The sequence below is a fragment of the Phyllobacterium sp. 628 genome, from assembly GCF_014189505.1.
Taxonomy (GTDB): Bacteria; Pseudomonadota; Alphaproteobacteria; order Rhizobiales; family Rhizobiaceae; genus Phyllobacterium.
Genome location: NZ_CP050303.1, coordinates 193,304 through 212,555 on the forward strand (window position 1 = coordinate 193,304; position 19,252 = coordinate 212,555).

Genomic DNA, 19,252 nt, shown 5'->3' on the forward strand with positions numbered 1-19,252 from the left:
CGCACAACACTTGGGAGAGAATTATGCGTAAACTCATGTTGGGTCTTGCCGGGGCGCTGCTCGCGTCGAGCATGACCCTTGCTCATGCAGAGGACAAGAAAGTCAGCATTGCTGTCTCCATCCCCGCTGCCGACCATGGCTGGACGGGCGGCGTGGTCTATCACGCTGAACGTGCTGCCAAGATTCTTGAAGCCAACCATCCGGGCCTCAAGATCATCATCAAGACTTCGCCGGACGGCGCTGCGCAGGCCAATGCGCTGGAAGATTTGACCACACAGGGTATCGATGCATTGGTCACCCTGCCGCACAATTCCGACGAGTTGACCGATCCGATCCGTCAGGTCAAATCCAAGGGCGTCTTCGTGACCGTGGTTGACCGCGCGCTTTCCGATCCGACCATTCAGGATCTCTATGTCGCCGGCAACAATCCGGAACTTGGCCGTGTGGCTGGTAAGTACCTCAAGGACAAGCTTGGTACAGCTGATGTCGTGGTTATCCGCGGCCTGCCGATCGTCATTGACGAAGAGCGCCAGAAGGGTTTTGACGAAGCCATCGCCGGAAGCGGTATCAAGGTTCTCGACAAGCAGTTCGGCAACTGGTCACGCGATGATGCGTTCAAGGTCATGCAGGACTACCTGACCAAGTTCCCGAAGATCGATGCTGTCTGGTGTCAGGATGATGACATGGCTGTCGGCGTGCTCGAAGCCATCAACCAGGCCAAGCGTACCGATATCAAGATGGTTATCGGCGGTGCCGGTATGAAGGACATGATCAAGCGCGTTGGCGATGGCGATGCCATGACACCGATCAACGTGCTTTATCCGCCATCCATGATCGCAACAGCGCTCGAACTTACCGTGGCCAATTTCTACGATCAGGTCCCGGTGCGCGGCAAATACATCCTGGATGCGACACTCGTCACCAAGGAAAATGCCAAGGAATTCTACTTCCCGGATTCGCCTTTCTAAGACGAACCCCCATAGAAAATGGAAAAGGCCCGCAAGGGCCTTTTTCTTTGGACTTATTTAAAAGATCAGCTGCCTAACTGCACAGGATGCAAAGCGTTCAGCTCAAGTGTCAGGGTTGGCGCCGGGGAGGACTCTTGCCCCGACGCCGACCCTGTTGCGGCAAGAATAAACAAGGCTGCGGCAGCGGTCATGCCACGGCCAATTCCTGCTGCAAAAATCACCAATCCACCCGTACTGCTCAATGAGACGGATTAGAAAATGTCCGAACTGCGGAATTCCAGAATGCGTTGCTGGCTGGAAGACATTTTGTGATGTTTTTCCGTCGCCAACTAACTTGACTCGTTGACTCCTCTTTATGTTGAGTAATAAATATGATTATCTGAGTCAAGTTTGAAATACATGCTTCCGGACTGTTCCGGCAGCGACAGCACGAAAAGGCTGGCCACCATGTCACGACGCCAAATCATCGATCTTCAAGTCCGCCTTCCAAGGCTGGCACCCATCGCACGCGAGATCATGCAGATACCCCAGAGCGATATGCGCGTGTATGGCAGCGAAATCCTGTTCGACGGTTCCAACGAGGTTGGGATCGAACATGCGGGATCGCTTTACCGGCTCAAAATCACCCGCCAGGGCAAGCTCATTCTCAACAAATAACGCATTGATAGGCATCCACAGACCATGACTGATACGCACAAGCCAGCACCGCAGGACATCCGGCAGGCACGGGCAGACAATCCGAAAATGCGCGAGCGCGACCTTGCCCAGCAGCTGGGGATCAGCGAAGCTGATCTGGCAGCCGCTTTCTGCGGTCTCAATGTTATCCGTATAACGCCGCGTATCGAGACATTCCTGACGGAAATCCAGACTCTGGGCGAAGTCATGGCGCTGACGCGCAACGACAGCGCCGTGCACGAAAAGATCGGCGTCTATGACAAGCCGATCGTCGGCAAACAGGCTTCGATGCTGCTCGGCGAGCAGATCGATATGCGCATTTTCCCCGGCTCCTGGGCCCATGGCTTTGCTGTCGAGAAACAGGACGGCGAATTTGTCCGCCGCAGTCTGCAGTTCTTTGATGCGGCGGGCGAGGCGATCCACAAAATCCATCTGCGCCCGGCATCGAACCTTGAAGCCTATCACGCGCTTGTCGCCAAGCTTCGTCTCGATGATCAGTCACAGGCGCTGGAACTGACGGCTTTACCAAAGCCGGAAGAAAAGCAGGCAGAAATCCATGAGCTTGATACCAATGGCCTGCGTGACCGCTGGAGCCAGATGAAGGATGTGCACGAGTTCTTTGGCATCCTGCGCTCGCTCAAGATGACCCGTCATCAGGCGGTGCAGGTGATCGGGCAGGATTATGCCTGGGCGCTCGACCCTGATGCGCTGAGCGCCATGATGCATCATGCGGCGCAGGAAGCCATTCCAATCATGTGTTTTGTCGGCAATCGCGGCTGCATCCAGATCCATTCAGGGCCAATCGAAAACATCAAGCCGATGGGTTCGTGGCTCAATATTCTCGATGAAACCTTCCACATGCATCTGCGTCTCGATCACATCGCCGAACTCTGGGCGGTGCGCAAGCCGACCAAGGACGGCCATGTGACATCGCTGGAAGCCTATGGCGCCGAAGGTGAGATGATCATCCAGTTCTTCGGCAAGCGGTACGAAGGTTCAGGTGAGCGCGACGACTGGCGTCAGTTGATTGAAGGCCTGCCGCGCATCATGCGTTCGGCCGCGTAAGGACATGGCAATGATTTCAACAAACCAGACGCGCAGGCCAACGAAATTGCGCATCGCCGCATCTTTAGCCGGCTTGCTGACTGTGTTTTCGATACAAGGTATTGCCTTGGCGGAAGAAGTCACCGGCAAGCTTCCCGATGTCAGCCGCGTGGTCTCCATCGGCGATTCCATCACCGAGATCGTTTATGCCCTGGGTGAAGAAGGCCACCTTATTGCGCGTGATCAGACAAGCATCTACCCGGAAGCGGCACGCAAGCTGCCGGATGTGGGCTATATGCGGGCGCTTTCACCCGAGGGTGTCCTGTCGATCAACCCGACGGCTATCATTGCTGTTGAAGGCAGCGGACCCAAGGAAACCATCGATATCCTGAAAAAGGCCAGCGTACCGTTTGTTTTCGTGCCTGAGGATTACACCGATAAAAGCATCCCGGCCAAAATCCGCGCTGTTGGCAAGGCGCTTGGCGTCGATGACAAGGCGGAAAAGCTGGCAGCGCAGATCGAGAAGGATCTGCTGGCCGCTGAGGATGCAACCAGGAACATCAAGACGCGCAAGCGTGTGTTGTTTGTGCTGAGCGCGCAGGGCGGCAAGATCATGGCATCAGGTACCAAAACCGCTGCCAATGGTATCATCGCACTGGCCGGAGCCGAGAACGCCGTCACGGAATATCCGGGCTACAAGCCCATGACGGATGAAGCAATCATCACCGCCAAGCCGGATGTCATTCTGGTGATGGACCGCGGCGGTGACCATGCGGCCGACAATGCCGATCTTCTGGCAAATGCCGCGATTGCCGCAACACCGGCGGGCAAGGACAAGAAGATCATCCGCATGGGCGGCCAATATCTGCTCGGCTTCGGTCCGCGCGCACCCGAGGCCATCCATGAACTGGCGGTGGCTATCTACGGTAATGAACTGAGCCAATGAGCGAGGCAGTCTTGAGAAAACCTGCCGTCCTCGCCTCCGTGTGGGGCGGCCGAAAAGCACGGCCTGACGGCGACCGTTCGGCCATTGCCCGCACGGTCATTGCCTGTCTCTGCGTTGCTCTTGTGGCGACTGTGATCTTCAGTCTTGCCTTCGGCGCTTCCGATGCATCTGTCGTCTCGGTCATAAAATCGCTGATTTCAGGAACGGACGGCACGGAAAGCGCTCTCTCCGTACGGGACCGCATCATCATTCATGATATCCGGCTGCCTCGCGTTATCCTTGGCGCACTGATCGGGGCGTCGCTTGCAGTGTCCGGGGCTGTCATGCAGGGCCTGTTCCGCAACCCGCTGGCTGACCCCGGCATTGTCGGCGTCTCCGCCGGTGCGGGGCTTGGCGCAGTCAGTATCATTGTGCTCGGCGGCACCGTACTGGCGCCATTGCTGGCACTGTTCGGGCTTTACGCTTTGCCATTGGCGGCGTTTTTCGGTGCGCTCGTCTTCACGGTTATTCTCTACCGGGTTGCGACCCGGCGCGGGCAGACATCCATCGCGACCATGCTGCTTGCCGGTATCGCGCTCGGAGCCATGGCAACGGCCTATATGGGCGTGCTGATCTATGTTGCAGACGACAAGCAGCTACGCGACCTGACATTCTGGAGCTTGGGGTCATTGGCGGGCGCCAACTGGGTCAAAATTCTTGCATCAGGGCCGCTGATTGCGCTGGCACTGGTGATTTCACCCTTCCTCGCGCGCGGCCTTAACGGTCTGGCATTGGGTGAGGCTTCGGCAAACCATCTCGGCATTCCGGTGCAGCGTTTCAAGCGCATCGCCATTGTCACGGTTGCGGCTGCAACCGGGGCGTCCGTTGCGGTGAGCGGCGGCATCGGCTTTATCGGCGTGGTCGTGCCGCATCTCCTGCGCCTCGTGATTGGCCCCGACCACCGTTATCTCCTGCCAGCCGCCGCGCTGCTTGGCGCAAGCCTGCTGCTGATCGCCGATGCGGTGAGCCGGACAATTGTCGCGCCATCGGAGTTGCCCATTGGCATCGTCACGGCTGCAGTCGGCGCACCGTTCTTCCTGTGGATATTGCTGCGCCGCCGCGGCATTCTGGATCTGTGACCATGATCGGCGTTTCCAACCTTTCCGTCTATCTCGGCCACAGCAAGATCGTCGATGACGTGTCTTTCGAAGCGGAGGCAGGCGCGTTCACCGTCATTGTCGGACCCAATGGTTCAGGCAAAACCACCCTGATGCGCGCGCTTTCGGGCGATCTGCCCTATGAAGGCACGATCAGCATCAACGGCACTTCGATCAGCCAGATGAAATTATGGCAGATGGCATCGATGCGGGCGATCCTGCCGCAATCAACCTCGCTGTCCTTTCCCTTCACCGTGCGGGAGATCGTCAAGCTGGGAATGACCAGCGGCCACTCAGGGGCTTCGCGCCACGCCACTGAGACGCTGCCCGATGAAGCACTGGCACGGGTCGATCTCGCGGGCTTTGGCGGGCGGTTCTATCAGGAACTCTCGGGCGGCGAGCAGCAGCGCGTGCAACTGGCACGGGTTCTCTGCCAGGTCTGGCAACCCGTTCTGGATGGCCACCCGCGCTTTCTTTTTCTCGACGAGCCGGTGTCCAGCCTCGATATCAAGCACCAGCTGATCATCATGCAGATCGCGCGGGATTTTGCCGACCGGGGCGGCGGCGTGATCGCAATCCTGCACGATCTCAATCTGACCTCCATGTTTGCCGACCGCATTATCGTTATGCACAGGGGTCATGCTGATTCTGTGGGAACACCCACCGAAGTCTTGACGGATGACCGTATCCTGCGTGTTTATGAATGCGCGCTCAAGGTTGGGGGATTGCCCGAGGTGTCGGTGCCGTTTGTGCTTCCGCAATCGGCGATGCTCTAAGCGCAGAAGATGCCACCAACTACCTATTGACTGTGGTTGGCGATTTGATACTAAATATAGATGTTATGGTTCTTTCGAGTCGCAAGACCGGAAGCTAAGAGGGAAGCCGGTGCGGTGTCGTTGACATTAATGCCGGCGCTGCCCCCGCAACTGTAAACAGCGAGTTGCTGTCGACAATGCCACTGAAGCCGCACCCTCAAGGTGCAATGACTTCGGGAAGGCCAGACAGCAGCATTGACCTGTGAGCCAGGAGACCTGCCGTAACATGATGAACGTCCACGGGCGGGGTGTCCCGGTGTGTCGCTTGCAATGGTCAGCCGCAAGCTGACTCCTTCTTTGCACGCGTGCGCTCGACCTTTGCCCCCAACATTTTGGGGTTAAGCACATGTCTCTTTCTCTTGAAACCGCCCGTACCGATAGTCAGGCCGCTCCTGTTCGTCCGGCCGAGTTCCATGCGTCATCCAATGAACCGGGTTATCGTGTTATCCGCCGCAACGGCTCGGTAACGCCGTTTGATCCTCTGAAGATCACTGTCGCGCTGACCAAGGCTTTCCTTGCCGTCGAAGGCAGTGTCGCTGCCGGTTCGCGCCGCGTGCATGATGTTGTCGAAGCGCTGACATCAGAGATCGTCACCACACTGAAGCGCCGCAGCAGCGAAGGCCGCCTGTTCCACATCGAGGACGTGCAGGATCAGGTTGAACTGGCGCTGATGCGCAGCGAAAACCACAAGGTTGCCCGCGCCTATGTTCTCTACCGCGAAGAGCGGACACGGGAACGCGCCAAGCTGACAGAGCCTTTGGTTGAAACCGGTCCATCCCTCAGCGTCACCATGCTTGATGGAACCACGGCACCGCTGGATGATGTGCGTCTGGCACGCATTATCAATGAAGCCTGCGAGGGTCTTGAAGGCGTCAGTGCTGCCCCGATCCTCAGCGAAACCCAGCGCAATCTCTATGATGGCATCACGCTCGATGAACTGTCGCTCGCGCCTATTCTGGCGGCCCGCACATTGGTCGAAACTGAACCGAACTATTCCTTCGTCACCGCCCGGCTGCTTCTCGACAAGCTGCGCCGCGAAGCCCTGAGCTTTGTCTTCGGCCGTTCGGAACAGGCAACCCAGCATGAAATGACCGAGCGCTATGCCAGTTATTTCCATGCCTATGTGAAGGCCGGTATCGAAGCCGAATTGCTCGATCCGGAACTTGCCCGTTTCGATTTGCAGAAGATCGCCTCTGCGCTGAAGCCGGAACGCGATCTGCAATTCCAGTATCTTGGTCTGCAGACGCTGTATGACCGTTATCTGCAGCAAACACGCGGTATCCGGTTTGAATTGCCGCAAGCCTTCCTGATGCGCGTTGCCATGGGTCTTGCCATCCGTGAGATCGACCGCGAGGCCCGCGCCATTGAGTTCTACGATCTTCTGTCATCGTTCGATTTCATGGCGTCGACACCCACTTTGTTCAACTCGGGCACGCTGCGCCCGCAACTATCCTCCTGCTTCCTGACCACCGTCGCCGATGATCTCGATGGCATCTTCAAAGCAGTAAAGGACAATGCACTGCTGGCAAAATATTCCGGTGGTCTTGGCAATGACTGGACGCCGGTGCGCGGACTTGGTGCGCATATCAAGGGCACCAATGGCGAAAGCCAAGGTGTCGTACCATTCCTGAAAGTAGCCAACGATACAGCGATCGCTGTCAATCAGGGCGGCAAGCGCAAGGGCGCTGTCTGTGCCTATCTCGAGACATGGCACATCGATATCGAGGAATTCCTCGACCTGCGCAAGAACACCGGCGACGACCGCCGTCGCACCCATGACATGAACACTGCAAACTGGGTGCCGGACCTGTTCATGAGCCGCGTCGAAAAAGACGAGCCATGGACATTGTTCTCACCGGATGAAACGCCTGATCTGCATGACCGTTACGGTGCGGACTTCAAGACCGCTTACGAGGCCTATGAAGCCAAGGCGGCACGCGGCGAAATCCGCGTCTCCCGCACCGTTCGGGCATTGGATCTATGGCGCCGCATATTGACCATGCTGTTTGAAACCGGCCACCCATGGGTCACCTTCAAGGATCCGTGCAATATCCGCTCGCCGCAAAGCCATACCGGGGTCGTGCATTCCTCGAACCTGTGCACGGAAATCACCCTGAACACATCCAAGGATGAAGTCGCTGTCTGCAATCTTGGCTCGATCAATCTCGCCAACCACATTGCTGCCGAGGGTCTCGACCTCGAACGTCTGGCCCGCACCGTCAAAACGGCGATGCGCATGCTCGATAACGTCATCGACATCAACTTCTACACCATTCCGGAAGCCCGCCATTCCAACCTGCGTCACCGTCCGGTTGGTCTTGGCCTCATGGGTTTTCAGGATGCACTGCAGGCGCTGCGCATTCCCTATGCATCGAATGAAGCTGTCATCTTTGCTGATTTCAGCATGGAAGCCATCTCCTACCATGCGATTTCCGCCTCGGTTGATCTGGCCAGCGAACGCGGCAGTTATCCGAGCTTCGCCGGTTCGCTGTGGTCAAAGGGCGTGCTGCCCATCGACTCCATCGAGCTGCTGGATCAAGCCCGCACGGCAAGTGGCGGCAAGCTTTCCATGGATCGCAGCGCGACACTGGACTGGGAAGCCTTGCGCAAGCGCGTCAAGAAAACCGGTATGCGCAATTCCAACACTATGGCGATTGCACCGACGGCGACAATTTCCAACATTTGCGGCGTCGCCCAGTCCATCGAGCCCTCCTATCAGAACCTCTTCGTCAAATCCAACATGTCCGGTGATTTCACCGTGGTGAACGCTGCCCTTGTGCATGACCTGAAGCAGCGCGGCCTCTGGGATGAAGTGATGATCTCCGATCTCAAATATTTCGATGGTTCGGTGGGTGAAATCGACCGCATTCCGGCTGATCTCAAAGCACTGTATGCCACGGCGTTTGAAATCGACAGCGCATGGCTGATCGAAGCCGCCTCACGCCGGCAGAAGTGGATCGATCAGGCACAGTCGCTCAACCTCTATATTGCCAATCCGAGCGGCAAGAAGCTGGACGAACTCTATCGTCTGGCATGGAACAGCGGCCTCAAGACCACCTATTATCTGCGCTCCCGTTCCGCCTCGCACGTAGAGAAGTCCACGTTGAAAGGCACGGATGGCAAGCTCAACGCGGTTGCCGCAAAACCCATAGCCGAACCGATTATTCTGTCGGAGCCCGCAGGCAATGCCTGCTCCATCAATGATCCCGACTGTGAAGCCTGCCAGTAGAATTGTGTCACCCCCCTCTGCCCTGTCGGGCATCTCCCCCGCAAGGGGGGAGATCACATTGATACCAGCCATCCCGCCTGGTTTTGCAACAGTGCAAGGTGATGGAAATATTGATGAAAGCTGATCTCCCCCTTGCGGGGGAGATGGGCGACAGCCCAGAGGGGGGCTCCAGTTCTCAACATCGACAATAACAAGGACTGACAACCATGCTTGACTGGACCAACACCGAAGCTGCCGCCAATGCGGCCCGCGCCATTCACCCCGCCCTTGCACCGGATCAGGCGCCCGTCACTGATGCCACAGGCCCTGGCGATATTGTTCGCGGCGGCGGGCGCGTGCGCGTCGATGACAAGGCGATGATCAATTCACGCGCCGATGTGAACCAGCTGCTGCCGCTCAAATATCATTGGGCGTGGGAAAAATATCTCAATGGCTGCAACAATCACTGGATGCCAACCGAAGTGTCGATGCAGGCGGATATCGCCCTGTGGAAATCCAAGGATGGCCTAACCGACGATGAACGGCGCATGATCAAGCGCAATCTCGGGTTCTTTGCAGCATCCGAATCTCTGGTCGCCAACAACATCGTTCTTGCGATCTACCGCCATCTGACGAACCCGGAATGCCGGCAATATCTGCTGCGCCAAGCCTTTGAAGAGGCAGTGCATACCCATACCTTCCAATATATTGTTGAAAGCCTCGGTCTTGATGAGGGCGAGCTTTTCAATATGTACCGCGAAGTGCCGTCGATCACCGACAAGGCCGCATGGGCGCTCAAGCACACACAGAATCTCGACAATCCGGACTTCAAGACCGGGACACCGGAGATGGATCAGCAGTTCCTGCGCGATCTCGTGGCATTCTATGTCATTTTCGAAGGCATGTGGTTCTATACCGGATTTGCCCAGATCCTGTCGCTCGGCCGACGCAACAAGATGGTCGGCATTGCCGAACAGTATCAGTACATCCTGCGCGACGAGAGCATTCACATGAATTTCGGCATCGATGTGATCAACCAGATTCGTCACGAAAACCCGCATCTGTGGACCAAAGCCTTCACCGAAGAACTGCGCGGAATGATCAGGGATGCAGCGGAACTCGAAGCCTCCTACGGACGCGATACGATGCCACGCGGTTTTCTTGGCCTGAATGCGGCGCTGTGCGAGACCTATATGCATTTCATCGCCAACCGCCGCTGCGCCCAGTTGGGTCTTGCACAGGTGTTTGCCGACACGGACAATCCATTCCCGTGGATGTCTGAAGCGATGGACCTGAAGAAGGAAAAAAACTTCTTCGAAACCCGCGTTATCGAATATCAGAACGGTGGAGCGCTGGCATGGGACTGATGAACGCGACGACACCTCCCGAGGATGTGTTCATCGCCTGGTTGATGCACCAGCCGCGCAATGCCGATCTCGTAGCCGCCGCCAGTGCAGAGGTTGCACGGTTGCAGCGCCATGCCCAAAGCCATCCGGGCGCCCGGCGTCTGCATGAATTGTTCTGCGCGCTGATCAATGCAAAAGAAGCATCGCTTCGCCCGCAGAGTTCGCAGTCATGCCAATGAAACGCAAGGTTCTCATCATCGGCATCGGGGCGGGCAACCCTGATTATGTGACCATACAGGCTGTCAACGCGCTCAATCAGGTGGATGTGTTTTTCATCCCGGACAAGGGCGCCGAGAAAGAACAGCTGTCGCGCATCCGCCGTGAAATCTGCGAGCGCTTCATCATCAATCGCGCGTATCGCATGGTCGATTTTGCAACGCCGGTGCGTCACAAGCCGTCATCGACCTATCGCGCCAGTGTCGAGGACTGGCATGACAAGGTGGAGGCGACCTATGAACATCTGCTCATGGAAGAGCTTGGCGATGACGAGTGCGGGGCGTTTCTCGTCTGGGGTGATCCGTCGCTTTATGACAGCACACTGCGTATTCTCGACCGCCTCAACGCCAAGGGTGGTTTCGAGCTGGACTATGATGTGATCCCCGGCATCACTGCCATTCAGGCGCTCACCGCGAAACACAAGGTCGTGCTCAACCGCATCGGCGAATCCATCACCATCACCACCGGCCGCAAGCTGGAAGAGGGCTTTCCCAACAATTCGGACAGTGTTGTCGTCATGCTGGACCAGGAGGGAGCGTTCAAGACGATCGAGGAAGATGTGGACATTTATTGGGGCGCCTATATCGGCACCGAGGATGAAATCCTGATGTCGGGCCGTCTGCGCGATGTGGCCGATGAAATCGAGCGGCTGCGCAACGTGGCGCGCGCGCAAAAGGGCTGGATCATGGATACATATCTGCTCAAGCGGACAGGAGGGACATAGCCCCAAAAGCCGAATTTCAGGTGGCATGACAAGACGCCGCAGGTGCGACAGAACATGCCGCCAATAGAATTGATTTGTTGACATAAAGATATCTTTATGTGAGTTTGTCTCTCCATCCCAAGATGGTCAAGAGGCATTTGAGCTATGAATATTGCAGTCGATAATCTGTTCGGTCCTATGGGCGCTCCACGGGACGGCTCGGAGGTTTTTGAAGCGCTGACCAAAGCGGCGCAGGAACGTATTCTGATTCTTGACGGCGCCATGGGAACGCAGATTCAGGGCCTGAGCCTGAATGAGGACGATTTTCGCGGTGATCGCTTTACCGATTGCTCCTGTCACCTGCAGGGCAACAACGATCTTTTGATCCTGACCCAGCCGCAGGCGATCGAAGATATTCACTATGCCTATGCCATGGCGGGTGCGGATATTCTCGAAACCAACACCTTTTCCTCCACAACCATCGCCCAGGCTGATTACAGCATGGAAGAGGTTGTGTATGAGCTTAATCGTGACGGTGCACGGCTTGCCCGTCGCGCGGCGATCAAAGCCGAGCAGAAGGATGGCAAGCGCCGCTTCGTTGCCGGTGCGCTTGGACCGACAAACCGCACGGCGTCGATTTCGCCGGATGTCAACAATCCCGGCTATCGCGCCGTCACATTCGACGATCTGCGCATTGCCTATGCAGATCAGGTGCGCGGCCTCATGGATGGCGGCGCCGATATCATCCTGATCGAGACCATCTTCGATACACTGAATGCCAAGGCCGCCGTGTTTGCCACGCAGGAAGTGTTCGAGGAAAAGGGGATTACCCTGCCGGTCATGATCTCCGGCACCATCACCGATTTGTCCGGCCGCACATTGTCCGGTCAGACCCCGACGGCATTCTGGCATTCGGTGCGCCATGCTGAACCCTTCACCATCGGCCTCAACTGCGCCCTTGGCGCCAATGCGATGCGCGCTCATCTGGCGGAAATTTCCAGCGTCGCCGACACTTTTGTCTGCGCCTATCCGAATGCCGGCCTGCCGAATGAATTTGGCCAGTATGACGAAAGCCCCGAGGCCATGGCGGAACAGCTGGAAGGCTTCGCTCAGGAAGGTCTCCTCAATATTGTCGGCGGTTGCTGCGGCTCGACACCGGATCACATCCGGGCGATTGCAGCGGCTGTCAGCAAATATCCGCCGCGTCAGATCCCTGACGTGTCGACCCATATGCGCCTGTCCGGCCTGGAGCCGTTCACGCTGACCAAAGATATTCCGTTCGTCAATGTGGGCGAGCGTACCAACATCACCGGTTCGGCAAAGTTCCGTAAACTCATCACCGCAGGCGATTTCGCCGCTGCGCTGGATGTGGCGCGTGATCAGGTGGCCAATGGCGCGCAGATCATCGACATCAATATGGATGAAGGCCTGATCGACAGTGAAAAGGCTATGGTCGAGTTCCTCAACCTGATTGCGGCCGAGCCGGATATTGCCCGCGTACCCGTCATGATCGACAGCTCGAAATGGGATGTGATCGAGGCCGGGCTGAAATGCGTGCAGGGCAAGCCGCTGGTCAATTCGATCTCCATGAAGGAAGGCGAGGAAGCTTTTCTGCATCATGCCAAGCGGGTGCGAGCCTATGGTGCTGCTGTCGTCGTCATGGCGTTCGACACGGCAGGGCAGGCCGACACGCTGGAACGCAAGGTCGAAATTTGTACCCGCGCCTATGAGCTCCTGACCAAGGAAGCAGGTTTCCCGCCTGAGGATATTATCTTCGATCCGAATGTGTTTGCCGTTGCCACAGGCATCGAGGAACACAATGGCTATGGCGTCGCCTTTATCGAGGCAACACGTCAGATCACCGAAACGCTACCGCATGTGCATATTTCAGGTGGTATTTCCAATCTGTCCTTCTCGTTCCGCGGCAATGAGCCGGTGCGCGAGGCAATGCATGCGGTGTTTCTCTATCATGCGATTCAGGTCGGCATGGATATGGGTATTGTCAATGCGGGACAGCTGGCGGTCTACGAGTCCATTGATCCGGAATTGCGCGAAGCCTGCGAAGACGTGGTGCTCAACCGCCGCGATGACGGAACGGAGCGTCTGCTCGATCTGGCCGAACGCTACAAGGGATCGGCTGGCAAGGAAGCACGCGAGCGCGATTTGGCGTGGCGTGAATGGAGCGTGGCCGACCGTATTTCCCATGCCCTCGTCAATGGCATCACCGAATTCATCGATGCGGACACGGATGAGGCGCGGCTGGCTTCCGAACGGCCGCTGCATGTGATCGAAGGTCCGCTGATGGCGGGCATGAATGTCGTCGGCGATCTGTTCGGCGCCGGCAAGATGTTCCTACCGCAGGTGGTCAAATCGGCTCGCGTGATGAAACAGGCCGTGGCGCTGCTGCTGCCCTATATGGAAGCGGAAAAGCTTGCCAATGGCGGAACCGGCGAGCGCGAAAGCGCTGGCAAGGTGCTGATGGCGACGGTAAAGGGTGATGTGCACGACATCGGCAAGAACATTGTCGGTGTGGTTCTCGCCTGCAACAATTACGAGATTATCGATCTCGGCGTCATGGTGCCCGCCACCAAAATCCTGCAGACGGCAAAAGAGCTGAATGTGGACATTATCGGTCTGTCGGGGCTGATCACCCCTTCGCTCGACGAAATGGTGCATGTGGCTTCCGAGATGGAGCGTGAAGGTTTCAATATTCCGCTGCTGATCGGCGGAGCAACGACCAGCCGTGTGCATACGGCAGTGAAGATCAACCCGCGTTATCACAGCGGGCAGACGGTCTATGTGACCGATGCTAGCCGCGCTGTCGGTGTGGTGTCCCAACTTCTCTCACCGGATACCAAGGGCGGCTTCATCGACAATATCCGCAGCGAGTACGTCAAGGTTGCCGAAACCCATGCCCGTAATGAGGCCGACAAGCAGCGCCTGCCGCTGGAAAAGGCGAGGGCAAATGCGCACAAGATCGACTGGTCCGGCTATGAGCCGCCAAAGCCGAGCTTCCTTGGAACACGGGTTTTCGAAAATTACGATCTTGAGGAATTGTCGCGCTATATAGACTGGACGCCATTCTTCCAGACATGGGAGATGAAGGGGCGCTATCCCGCCATTCTTGAAGATGCGCATCAGGGTCCGGCTGCGCGGCAATTGTTTGCTGATGCACAGGCCATGCTGGGCAAGATCATTGACGAGAAGTGGTTCAATCCCAAAGCCATTATCGGCTTCTGGCCAGCCGGAACCGTTGGCGATGATGTCCATCTGTTCACCGACGAAACACGCAAGAGCGAACTTGCCACCCTGTACACGCTGCGCCAGCAGCTGTCGAAGCGCGATGGTCGCCCGAACGTCGCGCTTTCGGATTTCATCGCACCTGTTGCGAGCGGCAAGCAGGATTATATCGGCGGCTTTGTCGTCACCGCAGGATTTGAAGAAATCGCCATTGCTGAACGGTTCGAGCGGGCCAATGACGATTACTCGTCCATTCTGGTCAAGGCACTGGCGGACCGTTTCGCCGAAGCCTTTGCCGAATTGATGCACGAGCGTGTGCGCAAGGAATTCTGGGGTTATGCACCGGATGAAACCCTGAAGCCGGATGAGCTGATCGGCGAACCCTATCGCGGGATTCGTCCGGCCCCCGGCTATCCGGCGCAACCGGATCATACGGAAAAGGACACGCTGTTCCGTCTGCTAGATGCAGAGAAGCAGATCAATGTGCGGCTGACCGAAAGCTACGCCATGTGGCCGGGTTCATCGGTTTCTGGCATCTATCTTGCCCACCCCGAATCCTACTATTTCGGCGTTGCCAAGGTGGAACGCGATCAGGTCGAGGATTATTCGGAACGCAAGGCCATGCCGGTCGAAGAGGTCGAGCGCTGGCTTGGGCCGATCCTCAACTATGTGCCCGCACCGAGAGCTCAAGCAGCCGAGTGAAGATAGTTGCGCGGCGGTGCGCCGAGCATGCGCTTGAACATGGTGGTAAAGGCGGGAACGCTGTTATAGCCAAGATCGAGCGCGACGCTTGTCACCGGTTCGCCCTCTGTCAGACGCGGCAGGGCTGACAGCAGGCAAGCCTGTTGCCGCCACGTCGAAAGGCTCAAGCCCGTTTCCTTGCGAAAGACCCGCGTGAAGGTGCGGCGGCTCATTCCCAACTGGTCAGCCCAACCGTCGATATTGGTATGCGGCGAGGGGTCTTTCAGAAAACCCCGGCACAGTGCGGCAAGGCGTGTATCCTCGGGGAAAGGCAGGCCCAGCGGCCGCTCTTCCAGATTGGGGATTTCGTGCAATAGCAGCCCCATCATGAAGACCGTGCGCGGGCTTGTTTCCGCTTCGGCAGGCGAAGCCACGACTTCGCGGATCAATGTGTCCATGAGAGGTGTCAGGGCGACCACATGCAAATGGCTCTTCAATCCTTCGACCGCTTCCGGACGCACATAGATCGAGTGCATGGCGACATCACCCAGCATATCCACTGCATGCCCGATCCCGGCCGGAAGCCACAAGGCATGATGCGGCGGCACCATCCAGCGGCCGAACTTTGTGGTGACCATGACAACGCCGGTCATCGCATGCAGCAATTGCGACAGGCTGTGCCGGTGCTCTGGGACATGGCATCCCGTGGGATAATGCGCCAGTCCGGCAATAACATCGCCCTTCGATTGCTCCAGCCATTCAAGCCGCTGCAGATGCACACGGCCCAGCTCAGTGCCGTGGAAACTCATCTCGGGAAATTTCAAATACAGCATGGTTTGGCCCACTTGCGAAAGAAATAGACCAAACCACGAAGGCAGGTTTTCTGCAACAGGTATATCAGAGGTGAAAAGGGCGGCACGAAGCACGTGGACAACGCCCTCATTTCCGATGGAACGCCCGATATGACCGATACGACCTTACCCGCCCAGCGCTCTTCAGCCGAAGCGACCGCCTTCACCATCATCTTTGCCGTCAGCTTCTGTCATCTGCTCAATGACATGATGCAATCGATGCTTTCGGCCATCTATCCCATGCTCAAGACGAATTATGGTCTCGATTTCAAGCAGATCGGCTTTCTGACCCTGACCTTTCAGGTGACCGCGTCACTGCTGCAGCCGATTGTCGGCACCTATACCGACAAGCGCCCAATGCCTTACTCCCTGCCGGTCGGCATGGCGTTTTCGCTGGTCGGCCTTGGTCTGCTTTCCATTGCCACGCATTATTCGATGCTGTTGCTGGGCGCAGCCTTTATCGGTATCGGCTCGTCAATCTTTCATCCTGAGTCATCGCGCGTTGCCCGTCTGGCATCCGGCGGACGGCATGGCCTTGCTCAATCCCTGTTTCAGGTGGGCGGCAATTTCGGTACGGCGCTTGGTCCGCTTCTGGCAGCCTTCATTATCCTGCCGCACGGCCAGCAGAGTATTGCGTGGTTTTCCGCAGCAGCCCTGATCGGCATGATCGTGCTCTATCAGGTCGGCAACTGGTATCAACGCTATCGCGCCGCCAACTCCAAGAAGCCACCTGCGAGCCGGGCCTTGAAACTGCCGCGCCGCAAGGTGATTACATCATTGCTGATCCTGACACTGCTGGTGTTCAGCAAGAACATCTATCTTGCCAGCATATCCAGCTACTACACGTTCTACGTGATCCATAAGTTCGGTGTCACGGTGCAGCAGTCGCAGTTGATGCTCTTCCTCTTCCTCGGTGCAGCCGCTGTCGGCATCATTGGCGGCGGTCTGGTCGGTGACAAGGTCGGCGTCAAGACCGTCATCTGGTTCTCGATTCTTGGCGTGCTGCCCTTCACCCTGCTGATGCCTTATGCAAACCTTTTCTGGACCGGTGTCCTGACGGTGATCATTGGCCTCATTCTGTCTTCAGCATTCCCGGCTATCGTCGTGTTTGCGCAGGAACTGGTGCCGGGCCGGGTGGGTATGATTGCCGGTATCTTTTTTGGCTTTGCCTTCGGCATGGCGGGCATAGCCGCCGCCATTCTGGGCTTTGTGGCGGATGCGAAAGGTATCGATTATGTCTACGTGATCTGCTCCTACCTGCCGTTCCTTGGCTTGCTGACCATCTTCCTGCCCAGCATGCGCGAGCTCAAAGGCGAGAGCATCGCGGTTCCGGCCTAAGGCTTGTTGAGATTCATCGTGAGTTTATGACTGCAGCAGCGAGATTAATGAATGCTGCGAAGCTCTGGTCGGTTTTGTCAGCGCGCATGGCGATACGCTTGAATTCCTTGAGCTTGCAGAAGTAATTCTCGATCAGATGGCGCCATTTATAGAGTTCCTTGTCGAGCGGCAGGGGAAAAGTCCGACGTGAATGCTGAGAAATGACGATCTTGGCACCGCGCTCATTCAGGTCGGCAATGATGGTGTTGCTGTCGAAAGCTTTGTCGGCGATCAAGCCACCAAAACAGACCCCATCGATGAGCGGTGCGACACCCACCGTATCGAACCGCTGGCCGGGCAAAAGAACAAAGCGCACAAGATTGCCAAGTGCATCGGTGAGCGCCAGGATTTTGGTTGTCATGCCGCCCTTGGAGCGGCCTATGGCCTGGCTTTGAGTCCCCCTTTTGCGCCCTGTCCATGGCGGTGGACCTTGACGATGATGGCATCAACCATGGCGTACTCCATGTCCGGTTCATCCGAATAGGCATCGAAAAGCCGAACGAAAACATCAGCTTTGACCCAATCGCGGTATCGCTTGAAAACGGTGTTCCAACTCCCGAAGAAGGCTGGAAGGTCGCGCCACGGACTGCCTGTCCGCACGATCCAAAGCAGCGCTTCGATGAACAGGCGATTGTCACTGCCACTTCGTCCAGGATCGGCCGGTTTACCCAGACAATGCGGTTCCATCTTCGCCCATTGGGCGTCCGTCAGCACGAATCGTTCCATCCAAAGCTTGAATCACAATCCAACTTCATGCGGAAGCCTGAATCTCAACAAGCCTTAAGCCGGAATGTTGCGAAGCTGCGACAGTCATTGAGATAATGCACTGAAAGCTATGAAGGCCCGGAACGGCGACGTTTCGGGCCTTCCTTCAATTGGTCCAATGATTTCAACCACTAAAGCTGATTTATTTTCTCATATTTTTAAATCGACGGAAAATCCGCTGGAAACGTTCTAAATCATTGGTGTTGCCTGCTATTTTGGATGGCTGTATGCGGGGGAGGATGACGTTTCAACCGCAGATGAACACAAAGATCGATGGCTTTTCCGTCGTAGGAGGGTTGCAACAGCGCTCCTGGGATGGCGTTGTCGCTGATCTGTTCAATGTGGATTGCGCATCGGATGCAAGCGGCCAGTATGAAGCCAGAGATCCGCGGCTTTTCATCGTTCTTGATGGCCTGAAGACAGGCAAATTCAATGTCCGGCTTGGCGCGGAAAGCAAGGATCTTGCCGGCGACGGCGTTGCCAATCCCATGTGCTATATCCCTGCGGGCATGCCGCTGTGGGCGCGGCTCGACAATGTCAAACACATCCGCCATATCGACCTGCACTTCAATGTGAAAAGCCTCGTCAAACGCTTCGGTGAGGATATTGATCTGACCGCCATTACCCGGCCGCGCCTGATGTTTTCCGATGCCCGTATCCTGTCGCTTGCCAATCTTCTGGCAGGCGAATGTGCCAGCCCGGAACCACTGCATCAGCTTTACGGCGAAAGCCTTGCCATTGCCGTGTTCTCGGTGCTGTTCGATATCAAGGCCAGGACCGAACGCAAGCGCAGCAAGCTGGCACCATGGCAATTGCGCCGTGCGACCGATTACATGGAAGAGCACTGGATGCAGACAATCCGCCTGCAGGAACTGGCGGAATTGACAGGTCTGTCCCAGTCGCATTTCGGTCATGCGTTCAAGGCATCGACCGGCATGCCGCCACATCAGTGGCAAATGAGCATCCGCATCCAGCGCATCGAAGACATGCTGCTGCACACACGCCATAGCCTGAACCATATTGCCGAGCTTGCCGGCTTTGCCGATCAGGCCCATTTCACCCGCGTTTTCCGCCAGCATACCGGGCTAACGCCCGCAGCGTGGCAGCGCTCGCAAAAATAGCACGGGCGTCTCTGTAAGGGGCTGAGTTTAGCCCAGAAATGTTCAATATTCCGCGTTTTCAGACAAGACCGGTATATATAGTTGAGTTAAATATTCATAA

Annotated in this window: 15 protein-coding genes and 1 riboswitch; of the genes, 13 read left to right on the forward strand and 2 right to left on the reverse strand. The window is 56.8% G+C overall.

What is annotated here, in order from left to right; all coding sequences use genetic code 11:
- The first annotated feature begins 23 nt into the window (after positions 1-23).
- The 11 genes from HB779_RS23495 to metH all read left to right on the forward strand — a co-directional run bounded on the left by HB779_RS23495 (position 24) and on the right by metH (position 15,059).
- Entirely contained in the window at positions 24-968 is a 945-nt protein-coding gene (locus HB779_RS23495) for a substrate-binding domain-containing protein (protein ID WP_188346798.1), read from the forward strand.
- Positions 969-1,484: 516 nt separating this feature from the next.
- On the forward strand, positions 1,485-1,625 hold the full coding sequence (gene hemP / locus HB779_RS23500) for a hemin uptake protein HemP (RefSeq protein ID WP_371823980.1): 141 nt from the start codon (positions 1,485-1,487) through the stop codon (positions 1,623-1,625).
- Between the two features lie 24 nt (positions 1,626-1,649).
- Positions 1,650-2,708: a hemin-degrading factor gene (locus tag HB779_RS23505; protein ID WP_188346800.1), complete on the forward strand. Its 1,059-nt coding sequence runs from the start codon at positions 1,650-1,652 to the stop codon at positions 2,706-2,708.
- 4 nt (positions 2,709-2,712) lie between these two features.
- The gene (locus HB779_RS23510) at positions 2,713-3,633 is read left to right on the forward strand and encodes a hemin ABC transporter substrate-binding protein (RefSeq protein WP_188346801.1); all 921 of its coding nucleotides are present in this window, start codon (positions 2,713-2,715) and stop codon (positions 3,631-3,633) included.
- Positions 3,630-4,751, forward strand: coding sequence for an iron ABC transporter permease (locus tag HB779_RS23515; protein ID WP_188346802.1), 1,122 nt, complete (start codon positions 3,630-3,632; stop codon positions 4,749-4,751). Before HB779_RS23510 ends, HB779_RS23515 begins: the two co-directional genes overlap by 4 nt.
- A 2-nt stretch (positions 4,752-4,753) precedes the next feature.
- Positions 4,754-5,545 carry a heme ABC transporter ATP-binding protein gene (locus HB779_RS23520; RefSeq protein ID WP_188346803.1) on the forward strand — a complete coding sequence of 264 codons (792 nt, stop codon included), beginning with the start codon at positions 4,754-4,756 and terminating at the stop codon, positions 5,543-5,545.
- A 49-nt stretch (positions 5,546-5,594) separates the two neighbouring features.
- Positions 5,595-5,823, forward strand: a riboswitch (cobalamin riboswitch).
- Positions 5,824-5,930: 107 nt separating this feature from the next.
- A complete protein-coding gene (locus tag HB779_RS23525; protein WP_188346804.1) occupies positions 5,931-8,813 on the forward strand; it encodes a ribonucleoside-diphosphate reductase subunit alpha in 2,883 nt (960 codons plus the stop codon).
- Positions 8,814-9,019: 206 nt separating this feature from the next.
- A complete protein-coding gene (locus HB779_RS23530) occupies positions 9,020-10,159 on the forward strand; it encodes a ribonucleotide-diphosphate reductase subunit beta (RefSeq protein ID WP_188346805.1) in 1,140 nt (379 codons plus the stop codon).
- Positions 10,150-10,377 carry a hypothetical protein gene (locus HB779_RS23535; RefSeq protein WP_188346806.1) on the forward strand — a complete coding sequence of 76 codons (228 nt, stop codon included), beginning with the start codon at positions 10,150-10,152 and terminating at the stop codon, positions 10,375-10,377. Before HB779_RS23530 ends, HB779_RS23535 begins: the two co-directional genes overlap by 10 nt.
- Positions 10,374-11,138 carry a precorrin-6A synthase (deacetylating) gene (gene cobF / locus HB779_RS23540; RefSeq protein WP_188346901.1) on the forward strand — a complete coding sequence of 255 codons (765 nt, stop codon included), beginning with the start codon at positions 10,374-10,376 and terminating at the stop codon, positions 11,136-11,138. The genes HB779_RS23535 and cobF overlap by 4 nt, the downstream gene beginning before the upstream one ends.
- 144 nt (positions 11,139-11,282) lie before the next feature.
- A complete protein-coding gene (gene metH / locus HB779_RS23545; protein WP_188346807.1) occupies positions 11,283-15,059 on the forward strand; it encodes a methionine synthase in 3,777 nt (1,258 codons plus the stop codon).
- On the opposite strand, the gene HB779_RS23550 is transcribed toward metH, so the two are convergent.
- Entirely contained in the window at positions 15,044-15,871 is an 828-nt protein-coding gene (locus tag HB779_RS23550) for a helix-turn-helix domain-containing protein (protein ID WP_244642923.1), read from the reverse strand. The two genes, metH and HB779_RS23550, sit on opposite strands and share 16 nt — an antisense overlap.
- A 129-nt stretch (positions 15,872-16,000) precedes the next feature.
- Here HB779_RS23550 and HB779_RS23555 point away from each other — a divergent pair, with 129 nt between their 5' ends.
- The gene (locus tag HB779_RS23555; RefSeq protein ID WP_188346808.1) at positions 16,001-17,227 is read left to right on the forward strand and encodes an MFS transporter; all 1,227 of its coding nucleotides are present in this window, start codon (positions 16,001-16,003) and stop codon (positions 17,225-17,227) included.
- A gap of 13 nt (positions 17,228-17,240) precedes the next feature.
- Here the strand turns inward: HB779_RS23555 and HB779_RS23560 are convergent.
- A protein-coding gene (locus tag HB779_RS23560) for an IS5 family transposase (RefSeq protein ID WP_188346809.1) occupies positions 17,241-17,992 on the reverse strand; the annotation gives its coding sequence in 2 pieces (ribosomal slippage) (positions 17,241-17,662 and positions 17,662-17,992; 753 coding nt in all).
- A gap of 278 nt (positions 17,993-18,270) precedes the next feature.
- Here HB779_RS23560 and HB779_RS23565 point away from each other — a divergent pair.
- Positions 18,271-19,152, forward strand: a complete 882-nt coding sequence (locus tag HB779_RS23565) for an AraC family transcriptional regulator (protein ID WP_188346810.1) — start codon at positions 18,271-18,273, stop codon at positions 19,150-19,152.
- Positions 19,153-19,252 lie beyond the last annotated feature (100 nt).